General features: G+C 44.2%; 24 protein-coding genes and 1 pseudogene. 24 read left to right on the forward strand and 1 reads right to left on the reverse strand.

Annotated features, from left to right (window positions below; translation table 11 throughout):
* Positions 1–4: 4 nt before the first annotated feature.
* Genes QFZ81_RS04395 through QFZ81_RS04410 form a run of 4 tightly spaced genes read left to right on the forward strand, consistent with a single transcriptional unit; the run spans position 5 to position 4,461 of the window.
* Positions 5–925: an ABC transporter permease gene (locus QFZ81_RS04395; protein ID WP_307447662.1), complete on the forward strand. Its 921-nt coding sequence runs from the start codon at positions 5–7 to the stop codon at positions 923–925.
* Between the two features lie 35 nt (positions 926–960).
* Entirely contained in the window at positions 961–1,959 is a 999-nt protein-coding gene (locus QFZ81_RS04400) for an ABC transporter ATP-binding protein (RefSeq protein ID WP_307447659.1), read from the forward strand.
* Positions 1,959–2,978 carry an ABC transporter ATP-binding protein gene (locus QFZ81_RS04405; protein ID WP_307447656.1) on the forward strand — a complete coding sequence of 340 codons (1,020 nt, stop codon included), beginning with the start codon at positions 1,959–1,961 and terminating at the stop codon, positions 2,976–2,978. The genes QFZ81_RS04400 and QFZ81_RS04405 overlap by 1 nt, the downstream gene beginning before the upstream one ends.
* A complete protein-coding gene (locus QFZ81_RS04410; RefSeq protein ID WP_307601622.1) occupies positions 2,971–4,461 on the forward strand; it encodes a gamma-glutamyltransferase family protein in 1,491 nt (496 codons plus the stop codon). Before QFZ81_RS04405 ends, QFZ81_RS04410 begins: the two co-directional genes overlap by 8 nt.
* 71 nt (positions 4,462–4,532) lie before the next feature.
* On the opposite strand, the gene QFZ81_RS04415 is transcribed toward QFZ81_RS04410, so the two are convergent.
* A complete protein-coding gene (locus tag QFZ81_RS04415) occupies positions 4,533–4,772 on the reverse strand; it encodes a hypothetical protein (RefSeq protein WP_307447650.1) in 240 nt (79 codons plus the stop codon).
* A 262-nt stretch (positions 4,773–5,034) separates the two neighbouring features.
* Here QFZ81_RS04415 and QFZ81_RS04420 point away from each other — a divergent pair, with 262 nt between their 5' ends.
* From QFZ81_RS04420 to QFZ81_RS04515, 20 genes and pseudogenes are all read left to right on the forward strand, one after another.
* Positions 5,035–5,874, forward strand: a complete 840-nt coding sequence (locus QFZ81_RS04420) for a hypothetical protein (protein WP_307447647.1) — start codon at positions 5,035–5,037, stop codon at positions 5,872–5,874.
* A gap of 247 nt (positions 5,875–6,121) precedes the next feature.
* Positions 6,122–6,862: a cache domain-containing protein gene (locus tag QFZ81_RS04425; RefSeq protein ID WP_307447644.1), complete on the forward strand. Its 741-nt coding sequence runs from the start codon at positions 6,122–6,124 to the stop codon at positions 6,860–6,862.
* Positions 6,859–7,329, forward strand: a complete 471-nt coding sequence (locus tag QFZ81_RS04430) for a hypothetical protein (protein WP_307447641.1) — start codon at positions 6,859–6,861, stop codon at positions 7,327–7,329. Before QFZ81_RS04425 ends, QFZ81_RS04430 begins: the two co-directional genes overlap by 4 nt.
* Entirely contained in the window at positions 7,274–7,702 is a 429-nt protein-coding gene (locus tag QFZ81_RS04435) for a GGDEF domain-containing protein (RefSeq protein ID WP_307447637.1), read from the forward strand. The genes QFZ81_RS04430 and QFZ81_RS04435 overlap by 56 nt, the downstream gene beginning before the upstream one ends.
* A 185-nt stretch (positions 7,703–7,887) precedes the next feature.
* Positions 7,888–8,778, forward strand: coding sequence for a LysR family transcriptional regulator (locus QFZ81_RS04440; protein ID WP_307447634.1), 891 nt, complete (start codon positions 7,888–7,890; stop codon positions 8,776–8,778).
* 147 nt (positions 8,779–8,925) lie between these two features.
* Entirely contained in the window at positions 8,926–9,792 is an 867-nt protein-coding gene (locus QFZ81_RS04445; protein WP_307601624.1) for a transporter substrate-binding domain-containing protein, read from the forward strand.
* A gap of 44 nt (positions 9,793–9,836) precedes the next feature.
* A complete protein-coding gene (locus tag QFZ81_RS04450) occupies positions 9,837–10,619 on the forward strand; it encodes an amino acid ABC transporter permease (RefSeq protein ID WP_307447630.1) in 783 nt (260 codons plus the stop codon).
* The gene (locus QFZ81_RS04455; protein ID WP_307601626.1) at positions 10,616–11,326 is read left to right on the forward strand and encodes an amino acid ABC transporter permease; all 711 of its coding nucleotides are present in this window, start codon (positions 10,616–10,618) and stop codon (positions 11,324–11,326) included. The genes QFZ81_RS04450 and QFZ81_RS04455 overlap by 4 nt, the downstream gene beginning before the upstream one ends.
* Positions 11,323–12,075 (forward strand): amino acid ABC transporter ATP-binding protein, encoded by a 753-nt coding sequence (locus QFZ81_RS04460; protein WP_307447625.1) that lies wholly within the window; start codon positions 11,323–11,325, stop codon positions 12,073–12,075. Before QFZ81_RS04455 ends, QFZ81_RS04460 begins: the two co-directional genes overlap by 4 nt.
* A gap of 27 nt (positions 12,076–12,102) precedes the next feature.
* Positions 12,103–13,113, forward strand: coding sequence for an LLM class flavin-dependent oxidoreductase (locus tag QFZ81_RS04465; RefSeq protein ID WP_307601629.1), 1,011 nt, complete (start codon positions 12,103–12,105; stop codon positions 13,111–13,113).
* A gap of 38 nt (positions 13,114–13,151) precedes the next feature.
* On the forward strand, positions 13,152–14,339 hold the full coding sequence (locus tag QFZ81_RS04470) for a M20 peptidase aminoacylase family protein (protein ID WP_307447619.1): 1,188 nt from the start codon (positions 13,152–13,154) through the stop codon (positions 14,337–14,339).
* Positions 14,336–14,815, forward strand: a complete 480-nt coding sequence (locus tag QFZ81_RS04475; protein WP_307447616.1) for a DinB family protein — start codon at positions 14,336–14,338, stop codon at positions 14,813–14,815. Before QFZ81_RS04470 ends, QFZ81_RS04475 begins: the two co-directional genes overlap by 4 nt.
* Before the next feature lie 48 nt (positions 14,816–14,863).
* On the forward strand, positions 14,864–15,394 hold the full coding sequence (locus tag QFZ81_RS04480) for a GNAT family N-acetyltransferase (RefSeq protein WP_307447613.1): 531 nt from the start codon (positions 14,864–14,866) through the stop codon (positions 15,392–15,394).
* Positions 15,395–15,416: 22 nt separating this feature from the next.
* A complete protein-coding gene (locus tag QFZ81_RS04485; protein WP_307447611.1) occupies positions 15,417–16,745 on the forward strand; it encodes an LLM class flavin-dependent oxidoreductase in 1,329 nt (442 codons plus the stop codon).
* 229 nt (positions 16,746–16,974) lie between these two features.
* Positions 16,975–17,421 (forward strand): tellurite resistance TerB family protein, encoded by a 447-nt coding sequence (locus tag QFZ81_RS04490; RefSeq protein ID WP_307447609.1) that lies wholly within the window; start codon positions 16,975–16,977, stop codon positions 17,419–17,421.
* A gap of 106 nt (positions 17,422–17,527) precedes the next feature.
* Positions 17,528–18,127, forward strand: a complete 600-nt coding sequence (locus QFZ81_RS04495; RefSeq protein ID WP_307447605.1) for a TerD family protein — start codon at positions 17,528–17,530, stop codon at positions 18,125–18,127.
* A gap of 39 nt (positions 18,128–18,166) precedes the next feature.
* A complete protein-coding gene (locus QFZ81_RS04500) occupies positions 18,167–18,748 on the forward strand; it encodes a TerD family protein (RefSeq protein WP_307447601.1) in 582 nt (193 codons plus the stop codon).
* Between the two features lie 93 nt (positions 18,749–18,841).
* Positions 18,842–19,430, forward strand: a pseudogene (locus tag QFZ81_RS04505) (TerD family protein).
* Positions 19,431–19,502: 72 nt separating this feature from the next.
* On the forward strand, positions 19,503–20,759 hold the full coding sequence (locus tag QFZ81_RS04510) for a TerD family protein (RefSeq protein WP_307601631.1): 1,257 nt from the start codon (positions 19,503–19,505) through the stop codon (positions 20,757–20,759).
* Between the two features lie 32 nt (positions 20,760–20,791).
* The gene (locus QFZ81_RS04515; RefSeq protein ID WP_307447594.1) at positions 20,792–21,529 is read left to right on the forward strand and encodes a TerC family protein; all 738 of its coding nucleotides are present in this window, start codon (positions 20,792–20,794) and stop codon (positions 21,527–21,529) included.
* Positions 21,530–21,603 lie beyond the last annotated feature (74 nt).

The following is a 21,603-nucleotide window of genomic DNA, read 5'->3' on the forward strand; positions in this document are numbered from 1 at the left end:
ACGGATGATAAGTAGTGAGCAAGCAGTTCCGGCGAGTCGACTCATAAAGAAAAACAAAAAAGAAAATCACCGTATCTTCTTTTGGTTTAGATTGTTGCTCAAAAGTAAAACAGGTACGATCGGCTTTGTAATTATGTCTATCGTTATCTTTACGGCGTTATTTGCACCGTGGTTGGCTCCTTATGATCCTTCAGAACAACATATAACCGATATGCTTGCCCCTCCTTTTTGGTTGGACGGCGGAAGCATGCAGTATGTTCTTGGTACCGATAACTTGGGCAGAGATTTGTTAAGCAGAATCATATACGGCTCCCAGGTTTCTTTGGTTGTAGGATTATTCGCGATTATTGTGGCGGGTGCTATCGGTTTATCCATTGGTTTGATTTCAGGTTATTACGGCGGATGGCTGGATAATGTTTTTATGAGATTAGTTGATTCTTTTTTGGCTATTCCTAATATTCTGTTCACTCTAGTTATATTGAAAGTGACCGGACCCGGTATGTTTACTCTTATTGTTGTGTTGGGTGTCACGAATTGGGTAGTTTATGCAAGGGTTATCCGAAGTGAGGTATTAAGTCTAAAAGAAAGAGAATTTGTCAGAGCCGCTAAATCGATTGGAGTACGTGACGGGATGATTATGATCCGACATTTATTACCAAATGTGTTTTCATCCTTTTGTGTGCTTGGGACATTAAGCATGGCGACCACCATTATTTCGGAAGCTTCACTGAGTTTCTTGGGTTTAGGCATTCAACCTCCCACTATTTCTTGGGGCGGAATGCTGAGCACCGGACGTGAATACTTGGCTACTAATTGGGGGCTCGCAACTTTCCCCGGACTAGCCATAACTATCACGACGCTAGGTATCATATTTTTGGGCGACTGGTTGCGTGATATTTTCGACCCTCGTTCTCAAGACATATAATAGTAGGCATCATTCATGGAGGGAGGAGAAATACATTGAAACAACCTATTTTACAAGTTAATGGATTAAAAACTTACTTCTTCACGGATAATGGCGCAGTGCCGTCTGTTGACGACGTTACTTTCACATTACAAGAGGGGGAAACACTTGGTATTGTGGGTGAATCTGGATCAGGCAAAAGCGTAACCTCCCTTTCTATTATGGGGTTGATTGAAAGTCCGGGAAAAATTGTTGAGGGAGAAATTCGTTTTCGGGACCGGGATTTATTGAAATTAAGTCATCATGAGATGCGGAAGATTAGAGGCAAGGAAATCGGTATGATCTTTCAAGAGCCTCTGACCGCATTAAATCCGGTTTTCCGTATCGGCCATCAAATTCAGGAATCACTTATGAACCACAATAACATGAACAAGACAGAGGCAAAGCAACACGCTTTGGAGCTGTTGAACAAAGTTAAAATACCCCGGCCTGAAAGTGTGTACGAATCGTATCCCCACGAACTAAGTGGTGGTATGCGTCAAAGAGCGATGATTGCGATGGCGATTTCCTGCAGTCCTAAAGTGTTGATCGCTGACGAACCGACAACCGCCTTGGACGTTTCTATACAAGCGCAAATTTTGAAAATAATGAAAGAAATTATTCAGAATGAAGGTAATTCCATAGTCTTGATTACTCATGATTTGGGTGTAATTGCTGAAATGGCAGACAGAGTTGTGGTTATGTACGCAGGCCAAGTTGTCGAACAATGCAGCGTATATACATTATTCAAACATCCAAAGCACCCTTATACTCGGGGGTTGTTAAAAAGCATACCAAAGTTGCACAATATCCTGGAGACCTTGGATTCCATAGAAGGCTCGGTCCCTAACCCGTTGAACATGCCGGAAGGTTGCCGCTTTCATCCGCGTTGTTCCTTCGCAACAGGGACTTGCAGCCGTAATGAGCCGCGTTTAACAGAATTAGCGTCGGATCATCAGGTTAGATGCTTGATGTATCAGGAAGAATTCGAAAAAGAATGGGCGGAGAAGAGGTGATGATAGTGGAAACGAAAGAACAACGCAAAGTGCTCCTGAAAGTCCACGAGTTGAGCAAGCATTTCGAAATTACCAAGGGCTTCATAAAAAGAAAAACGCAAATATTGAAAGCGGTAGATCAAGTGAGCCTCACTGTTTATGAGGGTGAAACTCTCGGTATTGTGGGTGAATCAGGATGCGGGAAATCGACGTTGGGGAATATGATTATGCACTTAATAGAGCCTTCCTCCGGGAAAATTTTGTTTGAGGACACTGATCTTAGCGAAATGTCACGCGAAACGCTTCGCAAAAAGCGAAAGGATATTCAAATGATTTTTCAAGATCCGTTTTCATCATTAAATCCCCGTTTGAAAATATTTGATATCATTGCTGAACCGCTCCGTACACACGGGATTGCCAAGGGGGATAAACTTGAGGAGGAAGTATACAAGCTTCTGGAAGCGGTGGGCTTATCTGCGGATTTTGCAGAGAGGTTCCCTCATCAATTCAGCGGCGGGCAACGGCAAAGAGTAGGAATCGGACGAGCATTATCCCTGAAGCCTAAATTGATCGTTTGCGACGAACCGGTGTCCGCTCTGGATGTGTCCATACAATCACAAATACTTAATCTTCTTTCCGTTTTACAGAAGCGTTATAAGCTGACATACATTTTCATCGCTCACGGCCTTCCGGCTGTTGCCTACATTAGCGATCGCATCGCAGTTATGTATCTGGGAAAAATTATGGAAATCAGCAAAAAGGAGGATTTGCTTAACCGTCCTTTACATCCTTATACCGAAGGGCTTCTTGCCTCCGTACCCGTTTCGGATCCGGAACTTCGCGGAAAAGAGAAGAAAGCATTGGAGGGGGAAACTCCAAATCCGTTAAATCCACCTTCAGGCTGCAGATTTCATACCCGCTGTCCCTACGTACAGGACCGGTGCATCGTGGAGGAACCGCAGTTACGTCAGTTAGGTTTAGATCGATCCGTTTCATGCCATTATCCGCTTGGGGAAATAGAGGCGTCTTTTTATGGGTAATCAGCATCAATATGGTGTCAGTTCAGCACATCCTCTGGCGACGGAAGCGGGAATGTCCGTATTAAAGGCCGGAGGCAACGCGGCAGATGCCGCTATCGCGGTTTCGTATATGTTGAGCGTGGTCGAACCTTATGCTTCCGGGATCGGGGGAGGCGGTGTCATGCTAATATTGCCTGCAAAGATACAAGAATCGATAGTGTGCGATTACCGGGAAGTTGCACCTATGTCGGGGGTTATCTCGCCAACAGAGGTTGGGGTCCCGGGCTTCGTAAAAGGCATGGAGAAGGTGCATGAATTATTCGGTACTTTGGATATGGAAACCTTAATGGATCCTGCTATAAGCGTTGCTGAAGCGGGTTTTGCCTCCGGTGCAGCCTTACATCGGCAATTGGTGAAATCTCCGCAATTGATTGCAGAACAGCATCCAAGCTTTTTTCCTGAGGGGGAAGCTATTCGTCAAGGAGAATGGTTGAAGCAGCCGGTACTTGCAAAGACGATGAGAGCAATTCGTGATAACGGTTCCGATTGGTTTTATCAGGGCGAGCTGGGGCAACAAATTTCGGCTATGGTAGACGGAATGACACAAGACGACTTTCGGGACTATCGCGTGTCCATGAAAAAGCCGGTCTACAGTGAATACGACAATTACGATGTGATCACATCACCTCCGCCTTTCGGAGGTGTAACGTTGATCCAAGCGTTAAAGATCAGTGAACTGCTGGAGCTGCACGAGCAGCAGAAGCAATCTATCTATTATATACATCACTGGGGCGAGGTCATAAGGAAATGCTATGAGCTGAGACAAAGCACGATGGGTGACCCGGACTTTTGTTCTCCGCCGGTACAAAGGTTGATTAGCCGTGAGCTGATCGGCTTATTGGCTGACAACATCAGGCCGGACATCATATCAGAGATACCGGTTACGTTGGACGATGTTGCTAATACAACTCATTTTTCCATTATGGATAAAGATGGAATGTGTGTGTCTGCGACAAATACAATAGGCGGCTTTTTTGGCCCGGGCATTGAAATAGGCGGATTTTTTCTCAATAATCAAATGCGTAATTTTACGAATGATGCAATCTCCCCTAATCAGGTGCAGCCGGGAAAGAGGCCTCAAAGTTACGTGTGTCCGACGATCATACGAAACCATGAAAGAACCATTGTGATTGGCTCGGCAGGAGGCAAGCGTATCCCTATGATACTATCTGTCATTTTGGAAAACGTTATAAAAAAAAGGATCGGCCTCGAAGAAGCAGTAGCTGCCTCGCGGTTTTTTATTGATGAAAAAATGATATATGTTGAGAGCCCGCTTCCAGATGCTGTGGCGGATGATTTAGTCAAGCTTGGATATGAGGTAGTGAACAACGCGGATCCTATGTATTACGGGGGGATTCACGGATTAATGAGATGGCATGACACAGGACAAATAGTTGGTGCTGCCGACCCAAGACGGGGAGGAGTAAGTCAAGTAAGAGAATAGGATACAATCCCTAAAACACAATGCGGAATGAACTTTATTGCTGTAAGAATATTAAAAAGAGGCGGCTCATATTAGCCGCCTTTATTGTATTCACTTAATGGATAAGAGGGATAGGAAGGATAGCCAAACTCCAATTCGTCCAAGCAAAGAGTACATACTTCCCCTATTAGGAATTCCCCGGTTTTGTTGTTGCACCTTGGACATAGCAGATGTCCGTCCTTATTAGCTTCCTTATCGATCGTTCGATCGGGTTGGGCGGAAATAATAATTTCCTCAGCCAGTGAATGGATGTTGTTTATCACGCTTCTCAATCCTTTCTTGTACTCCTAGCCTGCTTTATGATCTCATAAATAATATACACTATATTTAAATAATGTGTACTATTGAAATGTTATAAAGACATAATGATGTCTTATATATACTTAGGTACGGTTTTCGGGACCAAACAAATGGATTGTAGAGGACACGTGTTTTTTTCGGGCAGGTGTCGAAGGGCATGTTTCTGTAATACTTGATAAAAATGGGCAGTTGGGGGAACTATTCAATAAAAAAGATAAAGCGGAGGATTCAAGAATGGAGCATCCATTACTCTCAGAGTTAAATCAGCTTATTACCAATCTCGAGCAAAAAGAGGCTGAGACCCGTTATACGATTCCCAGTGAAATTATGGGGGCCACGAAAAAGGCAAAAAACTTGGAAAGGTTTTTACACGATATATTTGCTGTAGTTAACGGCAGCGGCGGGATTAACCTGCTAAGCATTATCCGTAGAGAGTTTGGCATGAGCGTGGAACTTACTGATCATATCGATCAGTGGGCACCGTACAGCAAAGATCAGTTTGAAGATGCGCTCCATGATGCGATTGATCGGGCTGAAATTCGTGCAGGAAAGCAAGGGTTATTTTTTCAAGGTTCGCCTGATAAAAAGGAAGCAGCAGAAGCACTACGTTTGCTTAAGAATATTGCCCATGCCGCAGTTAAGTGTCAATTTAATCCGAAACTGGCTGGACCACATGCCTATATGGAGATTTTGGAACTTGTAATTCAGTTTTATGCACTTCCCAATTCGTTCCCTGATGATAGCATGATCAAGTACAGAAACCTAATGTCCTCTGATCGACTTTACGCAATGTCGGGGAATGATGATACCATCACAGCTGCATTGAAGAGTCATGTAAAAGAGTGGTACCAACGTTCATCCTTTACGTTCTTGGAAAATAGCGAATGGTACCATACATACGAATCTGTCCGAGATTATACGTACGTTTTAACAGAAGAGCAGTTAGAACGCTTACGGATTGATTTCATCCAGCATATCAGGGATGAATTTAAAATAGTAAAAGTAAAACCTGAGGTCCACCGAGTGAAGCATCTGAAATCCATGCTGGAAACCGTATTGAACTGGAAGGTTTAGTTACCACGAAACCGTTTAATTTCGCTAATAGGCGGAAGGACGTACATTCGAGCGTATTCACGGCTGCTTGTACGATCAACGGCAAGCTCTTTCTAAGATAGAAATAAGAAGCACAAAATTCATTCACGAATTTCGTGCTTTTTTCTTTGTTTTGTTTTTCAATTGTATGCTTGGCATTAAAAATGAAGGAGATATGTCGAAAGTTGTCGAAACGACTCGTAACTATCTTTTTTAGGAGATGAGGAGTATGAGAACAGCCGATGCTGCTCCGCGGATACGACTTGTTCATTATATAACCCTATTGATGCTTGTATCTATTTCGATCATATCTATCATTCAAATAGCTGCTTCGTTTAAGGCAGAACGAGATTCCTTGTATGAAACGACACTTGAGCTTAATTATGACAGTGCAAAAAAAATGAGCGTGACCATGAACTCCCTTTTCAAAGCAATGGAGAAAAGCCTGAAAGTGACCTCTGAACACCTGGCGAGGAGTATGCAAACACAAGATTCTATCCAAGCACAATTGGATTTGGTAACGGGGAGCAGCAATTACTTTAACTCACAAATGGTCAATGACGCCAATGGGAATGTCTTAGCTATTTCTCCTGTTTCGGTAGGTCTCACAAGCAAAAAACTGACATCGACAGCCGTTTTGGATGCGATTGAGCAGCGAAAGCCTGCGATCTCAGCACCTTTTGAATCTGTAACGAATAGGCTTATTGTATTAATGACAAATCCTATATTTAATTCCTCAGGCCAGTATTTGGGTTCTTTAGGAGGTGCTATTTATTTGCGAGAAAACAATGTGTTAAATGATATATTCGGTTCCAACAGCTACTCTCCATCAGGTTCATATATCTATGTGGTCGATGGGGCCGGTAATCTTATTTATCATCCAGAACACAATCGTTTAGGTCAGAATGTCAGCGCTAATCCAGTGGTAGCCAAGCTCATTAGTGGTCATAGCGGTAAGAGAAAGTCGTGAATACAGTGGGAGTGCCAATGCTTGCTGGCTATTCTTATGTACCTGCCAATGGTTGGGGAATCGTAGTGCAATCGCCGCTGGAAGAGATAAATGAAAAGTCGATGGGTTTGATCCAAAATGCCATTCTGTACTCATTACCCTTTCTCCTTCTCATCCTTATGCTAACGGCATGGTTGGCCAAGAAGTTGACTCTTCCCTATGCCCGATTGGCTGCGACCGCCTATAAAATCTTGAATGGCAAGCAAGTCGCAGATCTGCCAAAGGTAAGAACGAATACGTATGAAGCCTATCATTTGTACAAAACTATGTTAATCACGATCGATGCTTTGCAAAAGAGAGCGAATCAATATGCACTGGAAGCTCAAACGGATTTTAACGGGTCTTGCCAACAGAAGGAGCATGGAAACACAAATGCTCGAATGGTTGGAGGAAGGCATAGATTTTTCTCTCATTGTACTGGATATTGATCATTTCAAAATTATTAATGATACGCACGGGCATCTTGCAGGAGATACGGTTCTGAAATATCTAGGAAAGCTTCTGCTTTCAATGGCAAGTGAGAACGAATACTACTTCCGGTTTGGCGGAGAGGAATTCATTGTTCTAATGCCCCATGTGACGAAAGATGATGCGTATCTGTATGCGGAGAAGATCCGTAATAAGTTGGAAATGACCATAAGCCCAGTAGGTCAACCCATCACGGTATCTCTGGGAGTGTCCTCATTCCCAACAGACGGAATGACGGCACATGAAGTTCTTGAGCATGCGGATCAAGCGCTCTATTTTGCCAAAGGAAAAGGGCGGAATTGTACCGTTGTTTACGATCCTAAGTATACATAGTCCAAAGACCTTAGATCACCCGCAAGATTTTGCGGCAGGAGCTAAGGTCTTTTTCTAATGAAACAGCATTTCTTATATTGACAGCGATTGGAAGATAGCTTATAGTTATAAAAATATTTAATTCCGAGTTAATTGATTGGAATAATAAACTTTATATCTTTTAGGTCATCTGGAGGGGCACTGCGATGAATATTGAGAATATAGAAGCGTTCGTATATGTCATCCATTATGGCAGCTTTAACAAGGCATCGGAAGTATTATTCCTTTCCCAGCCTTCGGTAACAGCTAGAATTCAATCGTTAGAACGGGAACTGGATTGTCAGCTCTTTGATCGAATTGGCAAGCAAGTTCATTTAACGGATGATGGCAGGAAGTTTCTCCCTTACGCGCAGCAATTACTGCAAACATTCCAGAAGAGTAAAATCCATCTTAAGCAGAAAAAGGCGCTGCCTAATGAGCTGCGGATCGGCTGTACGGTATCTGTATCTAATTACATGATGCCAGCAATCATCCCTAAGATGAAGCATAAATACCCGGAAATCAATTTTAAACTAACGACCGGAATTACAGATGATCTCGTCAACAAGGTTCTGAACCGGGATGTGGATATCAGCTTTGTGCGGGGAATCACCCATCCAAGTCTTTTGTCAGCGAAATTTTATGAAGATCCTATTCGACTTTATGTATATGAGGGGCATCCCTTTATTGAGAAGGAAAACTTAACGATCCAGGATATTGGACGTCAGGCACTTATTTTCTTTGAGTGCGGCTCTCTAGACTGGATGCGCATTCACCGTGTATTTGAGAGTTTGAAGGAGCCTCCAAACATCCAGATCCAGACGGATAACTCCGAAACTGCTAAGAAGCTGGTTCTACAGCGGGCAGGTATTGCTTTCTTACCTGGGCTTAGCGTCAGTCAGGAAGTTAAGGATAATAGGCTATTTCCAATTGACTTTCCAGAGACAGCGGGCATTGCCTTGCAGACGAACTTGATTACGCTAAATGGGGAAAATACACTATTTTTCAACAGTATTTTGGATATTTGCAAAGGATTATGGGGCCGAACGAAAGGGTAATATCAGATTCTTATATAAGCTTATAGAAAAACTCTATTATCCAGTTGTGAAACTTGATGATAAATTAATTCTAAAGTTAATTCGTATAAAACAGGTAGGAATTATAAGTTTAATGTTTGTAACCGAAAAAATGGAGGGAATACACAGATGAGAAAATTAACAATCCTTGGAACAACACTAACTTTGGCTTTGGTAGCAGCAGGCTGTGGGGCGAAAAATACAGAAACCATCGCATCACCAAAGGAAGCCGCTGAAGGTACGAAGGCTGCTGCAGCTACAGCTGCTGCAACCGAGCCTGTCAAAGTGAAGAAGATCATAGTTGGAACAGGTACCAAATTTCCGAACGTAGCTTTCCTTGATAATGACGGTAAGCTTACCGGTTATGATATCGAGCTTGTCAGAGAACTGGATAATCGGCTTCCTGATTACGAGTTTGAATTCAAAACGATGGATTTCGCTAACCTGCTCCTCAGCTTGGAAACGAACAAAATTGACTTTGTTGCCCACGAAATCGAGAAGAATAAGGAAAGAGAGCAAAAATACCTTTTCAACAACGAGCCTTATGCGTACTGGAAAACAAAAGTTATCGTGGCTAAAGACAATACAAACATTAAATCGATTGATGACTTAAAAGGTAAAAAAGCGTTAACGACAGCGACTAGTGCCGAAGCTACGCTATTAGAAAATTATAATAAAGCAAACGATAACGCGATCAAAATAGTTTACCAAAACGGTGCAGCTAACGATTTGGTTAGTCAGCTTACAACAGGACGTGCGGACGGATCCCTCGGAGCGGATTTCTTGCTGCCGCTCGTCGACCCTCAAAGTAAATTAAAGGCAGTGGGACCGATTATTGAAGAAGCTGAGGTTCGCTTTCTTTTCCGCAAAAATGATAAAGACGGGCAAGCTCTTGCGGATAAAATCGACGTGGCGTTGAAAGCTGTGAAGGCAGATGGAACGCTTTCCAAACTTAGCACACAATGGCTCGGAGGAGACTATACGAAGAAAGATTAATGCAGCTTTAAGTAAGAACGGTACAGAAAGGTGAGATCGTCCGAATGGAACAACAATTTGATATCACCTATGTCTTTGATTTTTTGCCCAAATTAGTCTCTTATCTCCATATTACATTGTTTATTGTAGCTTGCTCTATGCTGCTGGGTGTACTGATCGGATTCCTCATAGCCCTGCCACGGTTGTATGAGGTTCCGGTGCTAAGAAGGATATCCCAAATCTATGTGTCATTTTTCCGGGGGACGCCGATCCTTATCCAATTGTTCCTCATCTATTATGGTCTTCCCGAGATCTTGAAGCTCATTAACGTCGACGTCTCTAAAGCCCCCGTCCTGACCTTCGTTATTCTGACTTTTGGGCTGCATGGCGGGGCTTATATCTCTGAAGTCATTCGGGCAGCCGTGAAAGCCGTGGATCGAGGGCAAGTGGAGGCTGCTTATGCGATAGGAATGACAGGGTACCAAGCCTTTACACGTATCATCATGCCACAAGCGCTTGCCATATCGATACCGAACTTTGCGAATCTGCTTATCGCCAATTTGAAGGATACTTCGTTAGCCTTTTCGTTAGGCGCGATGGAATTGATGGGGAAAGCGCAAACGCTTGGTGCGGCAACTCAACATTTTGTTGAAACTTACATTTGTTTATCGCTCATCTACTTTGTCATTTGTTACGGGCTGGAGAAGCTGTTCTTGGATGTTGAAAAAAGACTACTTCGGCATGAACAACTCATTGTTCAACGTGATTCGAAGTTTACATTTAGGCGCTTGTTTAAGACACCCTGGGCTGCATCCGCTCAAACAGATAAAGGAGGGTATCAACCATGAAGCTCGATCTAGGGTTTATCGGTTCCGCCTTTATTCAACTGCTCTCTGCTTTGCCCATTACGATGCTAATTACGATTGTATCGGTTTTCTTCGGATTTCTGATTGGATCGGCAGTGGCGATCATCCGAATATACCGCGTACCTGTTATCCATTACATCGCAAGCGGCTATGTAACGTTCATACGAGGAACACCGATGCTGATGCATTTGCTGCTCATTTATTTCGGATTGCCTGTTATTATTGATTCTTTGGCAACAGCCATCGGTTGGAGCTTCCGATCGACTTCTATTCCAATGATCGGTTTCGCCTTTCTCTCCTTCTCGATTACAGCAGGGGCCTATTTGGCTGAAGTAGTGAGATCAGGCATTCTAGCCGTGAATAAGGGACAGATCGAAGCTGCCTATTCCATCGGCATGACAACACCGCAGGCGTTAAGGCGCATTGTGCTTCCTCAGGCACTGGCTGTTAGCTTGCCTAACTTATCCAATTCGTTCATTGGTATGCTTCACGGTTCTACACTGGCTTTCACGGTATCCGTTGTTGAAATTAATGCCAAAGCGCAAATCGTCGCTACAACGAATTGGAAATTCTTTGAATCGTATATTGCCGCGGCTTTCCTGTTCTGGGGAGTGACAATTCTGATCGAGAAGATAACGGAGCTGCTTGAGAAACGAATAAATATTTACAACCGAGGTGGTGTACGATGATCAAAATGGCGAATATCACCAAAGCATTCGGCAAGCATGAGGTGCTGAAAGGTATCAATTTGACGGTTAAAAAGGGTGAAGTCGTCTGTATTCTTGGCCCAAGCGGTTCAGGCAAAACGACGCTGCTTCGCTGCATCAATTACTTGGAGAAGCCGAATCAAGGTGAGGTAATGATTGGGGATTTCACCATCAATTGCAAGCGTCCGAGCAAACAGGATATTCACACGCTGCGCAAGAAAACGGCGATGGTATTTCAACATTACAATTTATTTAAACATAAAACGGTGCTGGAAAATGTGATGGAGGGCCTTGTCATTGTACAGAAGCAATCCAAAGAAACTGCACGGCAAACGAGCATTCAAATGCTGGAGAAAGTGGGGCTGGGAAGTAAGCTGGACGCTTATCCAAGCCAACTGTCAGGCGGACAGCAGCAGAGGGTGGGCATTGCCCGTGCGCTGGCACTCAATCCAGAAGTGATTTTGTTCGATGAACCAACCTCTGCACTTGATCCTGAGTTGGTCGGTGAGGTGCTGGAGGTTATCCAGAAAATTGCCAAAGAAGGCATTACGATGATTGTCGTCACGCACGAAATGGGCTTTGCTCGTGAAGTTTCGAATCATGTTGTTTTTATGGATCAAGGTGTGATTGTGGAAGAAGGAAGGCCTCAGGATATTTTTAGCGATGCGAAGGAAGAGCGTACGAGACAATTTCTGAAACGAATTACGCCGGAGTATACCTTTAACATATAAATTAACAGCGAATACGGAGTGGATGATATGGGGATCAAACTTAGTATTTTGGATCAAAGCGTTATTTTCCCGGGGGAGAATGCGGAAGCCGCTCTGCAGCATACGATTGAGCTAGTGCAACTAGCGGAAAAGCTGGACTATCACCGCTTTTGGGTATCGGAGCATCACGATTCCGATCAATTGGCCGGTTCTTCACCCGAGGTGCTAATTTCTCATTTATTAGCGAAAACAGAGCGCATACGTATTGGCTCTGGCGGCATCATGCTGCAGCATTACAGTCCCTACAAAGTAGCAGAAAACTTTAATGTCCTGGCATCATTAGCACCTGGAAGAGTAGATCTTGGGATCGGAAGGGCGCCTGGCGGGCTTCCTCGTTCTACGAAAGCTCTGCAGCAGGGCATCACGGAGCCAGCTACTTTATCGGGAAAGCTGAAGGAACTCAAACAATTTGTTTATAATCGATTGGATGCTGATCATCCGCTTACAGGCCTTCGGGTATCTCCGATTCCGACACAACCAGCGGATATCTATCTGCTTGGCGCCACAGCGGCCAGTGCGGAATTAGCTGCTGAATTAGGGCTTCCTTATGTATTCGCCCAATTCATTAATGGTGATCATGCTGTGGCAGCTGCTGCTTTTGAAGCGTATCACACGGGATTTAATCGAGAACATGGCGGGCAGCCGAAGGCGATCTTGGCACTGTCCTTAATTGTAGCTGACACAGAAGAAGAGGCCAAAGTGATGGCTGGCGAATATAAAAATGTCAAAATCCATTTGGAAAACGGTAAAACCTTGACGGTAGGAACCCTTGAACAAGCCGAGGAGTATGGACGGCAAACGCAAGCCAAATTCACCGTAGAAGAGAAGGAAGCGGAGATTACGAAAGGCACCAAAGAATCCGTCCGTCAAAAGCTGCTGGACATCCAGCAAACGTATAGGGTAGATGAGTTTATCGTTACAACGTCGGTGAAAGATTTCGCCAAACGCTTGCGGTCATTTGAATTGCTTAGTGAGGCGTTCTCGGAGCTGCTTGTGTAGGTAAAAACGCCATTGGGCTTTTTAGAGGGGGAATGTGCATGAGCGAAACGCTGTCGGAACAATCACAGTCGGCATTTGAGCAGAAGCTGATCGCGATTCGGCGTCATCTGCATCAAAATCCGGAATTATCGAACGAAGAGGTTCAAACAACCGCATCTATCCGAGACTGGCTGCAGGAAGCGGGTATCCGAGTGGCTAATTTTCCTCTGAAAACAGGTCTTATCGCGGAGGTTGGTGGTCTGCACGAAGGACCCATTATTGCGCTGCGAGCCGATATTGATGCGTTGCCTGTCCAGGAATCTACTGGACTGGCTTACGCCTCATTGGTTCCGGGCACCATGCATGCTTGCGGACATGATTTTCATACCGCAGCCATTCTGGGCGCCGCTTTCTTATTAAAGCAGCGAGAGAAGGAGCTGCTGGGTACGGTTCGTTTCATTTTCCAACCGGCAGAGGAGAAAGCGCAAGGAGCGGAGCAGGTCATCAGGAGCGGTGCTTTGGAGGGGGTTCGTGCCGTATTTGGAATGCACAATAAACCCGATCTTCCTGTGGGCACAATCGGCATTAAAGCGGGACCACTCATGGCTTCTGCAGATGGGTTTGTTGTTGAAATCGAGGGTAAGGGTACACATGCTGGGGTGCCTGAAGCGGGGATAGATCCCATTGTAACCGGCGCACATATCGTCACAGCACTCCAAGCGATTGTAAGCCGGAATGTGAGTGCGCTGCAAAGTGCTGTGATAAGCGTCACCAAGATACACAGTGGAACCGCTTGGAATGTCATTCCGGATAAAGCTGTCTTAGATGGAACGGTGAGGACATTCGATAAGGAGGTTCGAGCCACGGTTCTGAACAGGTTCGATCAAGTTGTTCATGGTGTAGCGGCTGCTTATGGGACGAAGGCATCTGTACGATGGATCAAGGGTCCTCCAGCCGTGCAGAACGATGCGGGCTTAGCAGAATTAGCAACCCTAGCTGCGGATATTGCTGGCTTGCAGGTCATCACGCCTACACCATCGCTAGCAGGGGAAGACTTCGCTTTCTATCAGAAGAAGGTGCCGGGTGTTTTCTTATTCATGGGTACATCGGGTACGCAGGAATGGCACCATCCCGCCTTTGATCTAGATGAGCGCGCACTGCCGATCAGTGCCAACTATTTTGCCATATTAGCGGAGCAAGCTCTCAAGCAAATAAGCTCCAAATTCGAAGTGGAGGTATCAGGATGAGTCAACTTGTAATCGATATTCAACCTTATATAGATACAAATAAACAGTTGAGAGCAGCGATTGACGGACTTACGGATGAGCAGTTGAAATGGAAAGAGAACGCGGATAAATGGAGTGTGACGGAAGTTCTGTCTCATTTGACCGATCATAACATTGTTGTTTCCTTTCGCATTCGCGAGATCATTTCTGGATCCACGGTCCAATTGCCTGCCTTTGGGCAAGATGCTTGGGTAAGCAGTGCCAAGGCGAATGAAGGTGCAGCTTTAGATATTTTGGACGCTTTCGAAGTGTTATTGACCTATAACAGCCTATTATTGCGAAGACTATCCCCACAAGACTGGGAGAAAACGGGCGTTAACTTCAAAGGTCAGACGTTAGCTTTGACGGATGTCGTTCAATCTTTTACCGCACATGTGCAGGTGCATCTTGCCCAAATAGAGCGGATTAAACAAGCTAGGCAAGCCGCGAACCTTTAATAATAAAACCGACTAAACCTATATGTGATAGAAAGAGGTGTGGGGGAAATGAGTACAAATAGGGTTCGGATTCGCGAAGCTCGTACGGAAGACCGTGAGGGGATCAGGCAGCTTCTTATTGATGCCTACAGTCAATACGAAGCAGTTCTTCCTCCCGAAGGATGGCAGCAGTACAAAGACAACATTCTTGCCTCTGTAGATGGCGACGCTCCTTCTGCACGACTAATTGCCGAAATCAATGGGGAAATCGTGGGCAGCTCCCTCTTGTTCCTGTCTTCCCAGGTTGCCTATGGACTTCCTGAATTGGATATCCATACTCCGATTATTCGCTTATTGGCTGTCTCCCCGCAAGCGAGAGGCAAGGGAATCGCTACGGAGCTCATTAAAGAAAGCGCCCGACGAGCGCTGGAATTGGGTGCATCTACACTGCATCTGCACACTTCCGATATGATGGAATCTGCCGTGAAGCTTTATGAGCGTTTAGGCTTCGAACGGGCATTTGATAAGGATATTCTAAAGGGCGAAAACGTCGTAAAAAGCTACCGCTTGCAGTTGAAAGAAGCAGCAATTCTTCAATAATAATTATAAGGACGTGATGACGATGTCAAAACAAAAGCAACTGAAGCTTGGAGCAATCATTCATGGTGTTGGTGGAAACATATCAGGATGGCGCCATCCCGAGGCGATTACTGATGCCAGCGTCAATTTTGGTTTTTATAAACAGCAGGCCCAGAAAGCTGAAGCCGGTAAATTCGATCTGGTTTTCATTGCAGACGGTCTGTACATTACCGAGAAATCCATCCCTCACTTTTTGAATCGGTTTGAACCGATTACGATTCTTTCAGCGCTGGCTGCTGTCACGTCCAATATTGGTCTGGTTGGTACACTTTCGACCTCCTACAGCGAGCCATTTACAGTGTCCAGACAATTCGGCTCGATTGATCTGATCAGTGATGGGCGTGCAGGGTGGAACATCGTAACTTCACCTCTAGAGGGATCGGCAAGAAATTTTAGCAAAGACCAGCACCCCACACATCCAGAACGATATCGGATCGCGAATGAATTCTTGGAAGTAGCGCGTGGACTTTGGGATTCCTGGGAAGACGATGCCTTCGTTCGGGATAAAGAAAGCGGCGTATTCTTTGATCCAAGCAAACTGCATACGTTGAACCACAAAGGGGAGTTTTTCTCCGTTCAGGGACCACTCAATATTGCGCGTTCGAAGCAAGGCCAACCGGTTATCTTCCAGGCAGGGGCTTCTGAGGATGGTCGGGCTTTCGCGGCTAAAGTCGCTGATGCCGTATTTGCCGGACACGAAACGATTGAGGAAGCTAAGGCTTATTATCAAGATATTAAAAGCAGAGCGGTAGCTTATGGCCGTTCAGCCGAAGAACTCGTTATTCTTCCTGGGATTAGCCCGATTATCGGACGCACGGAAGAAGAAGCAGAAAGCAAATATCAAGAAATTGCTAATTTAGTTACGATTGATAAAGCATTGGATTTTCTGGGGCGCTTCTTTGAGCACCACGATTTCTCTCAATATCCACTTGATGAACCGTTCCCGGATCTCGGAGATTTCGGCAGTAACAGTTTCCGCAGCGGTACGGATAAAATCAAGCAAACGGCGAAAGAGAAAAACCTCACACTTCGTCAAGTTGCGCTTGGTATCGCAACACCGCGCAATGAATTTACAGGAACACCCGAACAAGTGGCTGATCGTGTCGAGCGCTGGTTTAAAGAAGAAGCGGCAGACGGCTTTATTATTGCCGCAGCTCTTCCCAAAGGATTGGACGATTTCGTCGATCTCGTTGTGCCAATCCTTCAAGAGCGCGGTATATACCGAAAAGAGTATGAATCTGACACGCTGCGGGGAAACCTAGGCGTACCGATTCCTGCGAATCGCTACACGAAGGTAGAGGCTGCTATCTAAAATTCAGTTGGTATTGGTACTTATTTCCATTTTAATTAATTAGTCTATTTTAACCGCCCGTTTTGGGCGGTTCTATGGCGTTTAGGTTGAATTATTTCCTAATGCAGCTTTGAAATTCCAATATTTGAAAACAAATGTGTAATCGTATAAACTGTGAACATAGACTATTGTGGAGAAAAATGTAGCCTATAGTCAAAATGTGTTACTAAATCATATAGGTGGTGCTGAAATGAGTACGTTTAAATCATGGTTTTCAAGCGCGAAAACGGGCTTGTCCGAGCAAGTCAAAAAATTTCAAAACAAAGATTTTCTGGATGCCGTTGTAGCAGGTTGTGCGATTGTAGCGGCCGCTGATGGCAGCATTGGTAATTCAGAAAAAGAAAAGATGATTGGTTACATCAGCCGTAGCGAAGAGCTTAAAGTATTTGATGTCAGTAATGTCATCGCTCGCTTCAATCACTTTGCTGGCAACTTTGAATTCTCAGCCATTGTAGGCAAGCAAGAAGCGCTTAAAGTTATTTCCAAGTTTAACAATAAGCCGGAAGTTGGACGAATCATCATTGCGGTATGCTGCGCAATTGGTGCTGCAGACGGAGATTTTGATGATCAAGAAAAGAAGGTTGTCAAAGATATTTGTACAGCGCTGAACCTCAATCCGAGCGAATTTAGTCTGTGATCGTCGATTTACAAATAATTTAATCGGAAAAATGAAACGTGTTCGAACTTCATCCGTATCAAATGAAAGAGTGTACGAATACAGGATATGAAGGGAGGTGACCTCGTTGACAATTAGTTTGGTCAAAGGTCAAAAAATTGATTTAACAAAAGGTAATGCGGGTCTTTCCAAAGTTGTAGTTGGACTAGGTTGGGATCCTGCAGTTGTGGAGAAGAAAGGTTTCTTCGGATCCAAAAAAACAGCTGTTGAAATTGATTGCGACGCTTCCGTCATCTTACTAGATGAGAATGGGAAATTGACGAAAGAGAAAAATGTTGTTTTCTTCGCTAACTTGCAAAGCCCTGATGGTTCAGTTGTTCACTCCGGTGATAACCGCACAGGGGAAGGCGATGGCGATGATGAGCAAGTAGCTGTTAATTTAGGACAAGTTCCTGCGGATGTTAGTAAAATCGTCTTCGTTGTTAATATCTACGACTGCGTGAATAGAAAACAAGACTTCGGTCTCGTTCAATCAGCCTACATCCGGTTAGTGAATGATTCGAATAAACAAGAATTGATTAAGTTTAATCTGACCGAAGATTATTCAGGTAAAACATCCCTGATTGTTGGTGAAATTTATCGTCATAGCGGCGAATGGAAATTCAACGCGATTGGTGAAGGAAGCACGGATACAACAGTTGGACAATTAGTTAAACGATATCAATAATAGCACAACCAAATCCCCTATAAAGCGAGGTTATATACAATGGCAATTTCACTATCCAAAGGTCAAAAAGTAGATTTAACAAAATCAAACCCAGGTCTAACTAAAGTTGTTGTTGGTCTAGGTTGGGACACGAACAAATATGATGGCGGTAAAGATTTCGATCTAGACGCTTCCATTTTCGCTGTTAATGCTTCTGGCAAAGTAGGATCTGAATCTGATTTCATCTTCTACAACAATCCGAAGAACGCGAATGGTTCAATCGTACATAACGGCGACAACCGTACAGGAGCTGGCGATGGCGATGATGAGCAAGTAAGTGTTGATCTAAGTGCAGTACCTGCTGAAACTGAGAAAATTGCTTTCTGCATTACGATCCATGATGCTGAAGCAAGAGCGCAAAACTTTGGACAAGTTTCCAATGCTTACGTTCGTATTCTTAACGAAGGTTCAGGCGCAGAATTGATTCGTTTTGATCTTGGAGAAGACTTCTCCATTGAAACAGGCGTAGTTATCGGTGAATTGTACCGTAACGCGGGCGAATGGAAATTCAGCGCAATCGGTAGCGGCTACAAAGACGGTCTTTCAGGATTAGCTCGCGATTACGGTTTGCAAACTTCCTAAGATCTTACTTATCATGCTAGTTTTCTTGCGAAAACTCTAAGGCTTATGCTTACGATGCTAGTTTTCTTGCGAAAACTCTAAGGAGATGCAGCAATGACAATCAGCTTGTCAAAAGGTCAAAGAATTGACTTAACCAAAACGAACCCTGGCCTCAGTAAGGCTATCATCGGATTAGGTTGGGATACGAACAAATATAGCGGTGGGCATTCATTCGATTTGGATGCGTCAGCCTTTCTGCTACATGCTGAAGGTAAAGCCAAAGGGCTTGAGGACTTCATTTTTTACAACAACTTGGTTGGTGTTAATGGTTGCGTTGAGCATACCGGCGATAATCGTACAGGTGATGGCGATGGGGATGACGAGCAAATCAGAGTTGATTTCTCCAAAATCCCCGCGCATATTCACCGAGTAGGTATAGCTGTTACGATTCATGATGGATCGAATCGCAACCAAAATTTCGGACAAGTATCGAATGCGTTCGTTCGCCTTGTTGATGAGGTAACGAATCGGGAGATTTTACGTTATGACTTGGGCGAGGACTTTTCTGTAGAAACGGCCGTTGTCATTTGTGAATTGTACCGAGACAGCCAGAGGTCAAGAATGGAAATTCCAAGCTGTTGGAAGTGGTTTTCAAGGTGGTCTTCAAGCCCTTTGTAAAAACTACGGACTTGATGCCCAGTAAATTCAGAAACAGGTGGGGTGGTGCGAGTAAGGCATCACCCTTCAATTATTGAGTACGGAAGGGACAGCCCTTATGCATATATCTCTTGTCAAAGGCCAAAAGACGGATGTTACAAAAACAAATCCGGGACTCTCACAGATTGGTATTGGACTCGGATGGAACTCTCCTGCGAACATAGATCTGGATACTTCAGCATTCTTGTTAGGCGTTAACGGGAAGGTAGATAATGACGAACAGTTGGTATTCTACAACAATCCTACAAAAAGTGGTGTGAACTTCATCGATCAACCCTCTCAAGGGACCGATAAGAAGCAATTTTCTATTCAATTTTCCAACGTTCCAGCCCATGTTGAGAAAGTTGCTATCACACTAACCATTCATAAGGGTGAGAAGTTAAAGCAGCAATTCAGCCAAGTGACACAAGCTTATTTACGGATTTTTCATCCTAGCACAGGGCAAGATATGTTGCGATATGAATTAGGAAATCAATTCTCCGTTGAGACAGCTATTGTTGTAGGGGAATTATATAGATACGGCACAGAATGGAAATTCAGTGCGATTGGATCTGGTTTTTCCGGTGGGCTGAAAGCGCTGTGCGGTAATTTCGGAATCGAGGTTAAGGATGAACCTACACCTAGCCCTGTACCTAATCCGACACCGACGCCTCCCCCAGTTTCAACTCCGACGCAAGCGGGTAAACCTCCTCTTATCCCTCCAACTCCAATTAATCTGAATAAGATTGAATTGAAGAAGAAGGGCGATCGCATAAGTCTTGCAAAGAAGACAACAGGTAATCTCGGGGAAATTGTCATTAATTTAAACTGGAATCAGAAGAAGAAACCCGGCGGATTTTTTGGTAAAAGCAAAGGGATCGATTTGGATCTAGCTTGTTTATATGAATTAAAGAACGGTGAGAAGGGCGTTATTCAAGCGCTTGGCAACCGATTCGGTTCACTCCATAGAGAGCCGTATATCGCCTTAGACGGTGATGATCGTACGGGCTCGGTAACAACAGGAGAGAACATTCGAATTAATGGGAATAAGCTCTCTGAATTTGAGCGCATCCTAATTTTTACTTTCATTTACGAAGGTGCAACCACTTGGTCTGAAGCAGATGGCGTAGTGTCCATCAAACAAGATGGCGGACCCGACATCATAGTGAAATTGAACGAACATGATAATCGTCAGGGCATGTGTGCCATTGCATTAATTCGTAACCAAAATAATGAAACATTTAGCATTGAGCGGCTTGTTCAATATTTCTCCGGTCATAAGGTGCTAGATGAAGCCTTTGGATGGGGAATGAGATGGGTTGCAGGAAATAAGTAAATAATTAGCGAAATATACAGGAGGGTCAAGGCATGTCAGATTTTTTTCAAAGTTTTATCAACAACTTCCTTAACTTTTTCGATTGGGAAGTGCTTTCAACAACACTTTCTGATCCGGTTAACTGGGGAATTATCGGGACATTAGTTATCTTAGAGGGTCTTTTATCCGCTGATAACGCATTGGTACTGGCAGTAATGGTTAAGCATTTACCGAAGGAGCAGCAGAAAAAAGCTTTATTCTACGGACTCCTAGGTGCCTATGTTTTCAGGTTCATAGCTATTGGGGTAGGTACGTTTCTTGTTCAAATTACTTGGATTAAAGTGCTCGGCGGCGCCTATCTCCTTTGGATTGCCATCAGTAATCTTTTCTTCAAGAAGAAGGAAGAGGAAGGGGAAGTTCAGAATAAAGGACTTTCCTTCTGGCGTACTGTTCTTGCTGTAGAAGTCATGGATATTGCTTTTAGTGTCGATAGCGTCCTTGCTGCCTTTGGTGTCAGTGACCAGGTTTGGGTTCTGTTCCTTGGAGGCATTATAGGTGTACTTATGATGAGAGGCGTGGCGCAAATCTTCTTAAAGCTCATTGACAAGATTCCAGAGTTGGAGAAAGCAGCCTTCATCCTTATTATCATTATTGGTCTTAAGATGATTGCCGGCGCATTCGGTGTCCATATCTCACATGTTCTTTTCTTCTCAACCCTTATTGTCATATTTGGAGGCACGATTGTACTTAGCTTGCTTCGCAAAAAGGACAAGCCTGAATCAGCTAACTAATAATACCGACTATAACAATGACAATCCCTCCTTTACGGGGGGATTGTTTCTTAAACGAAAGAGGGAGGAATCGG

Origin of the sequence: Paenibacillus sp. V4I9 (assembly GCF_030817295.1) — a bacterium.
Lineage (GTDB): Bacteria > Bacillota > Bacilli > Paenibacillales > NBRC-103111 > Paenibacillus_E.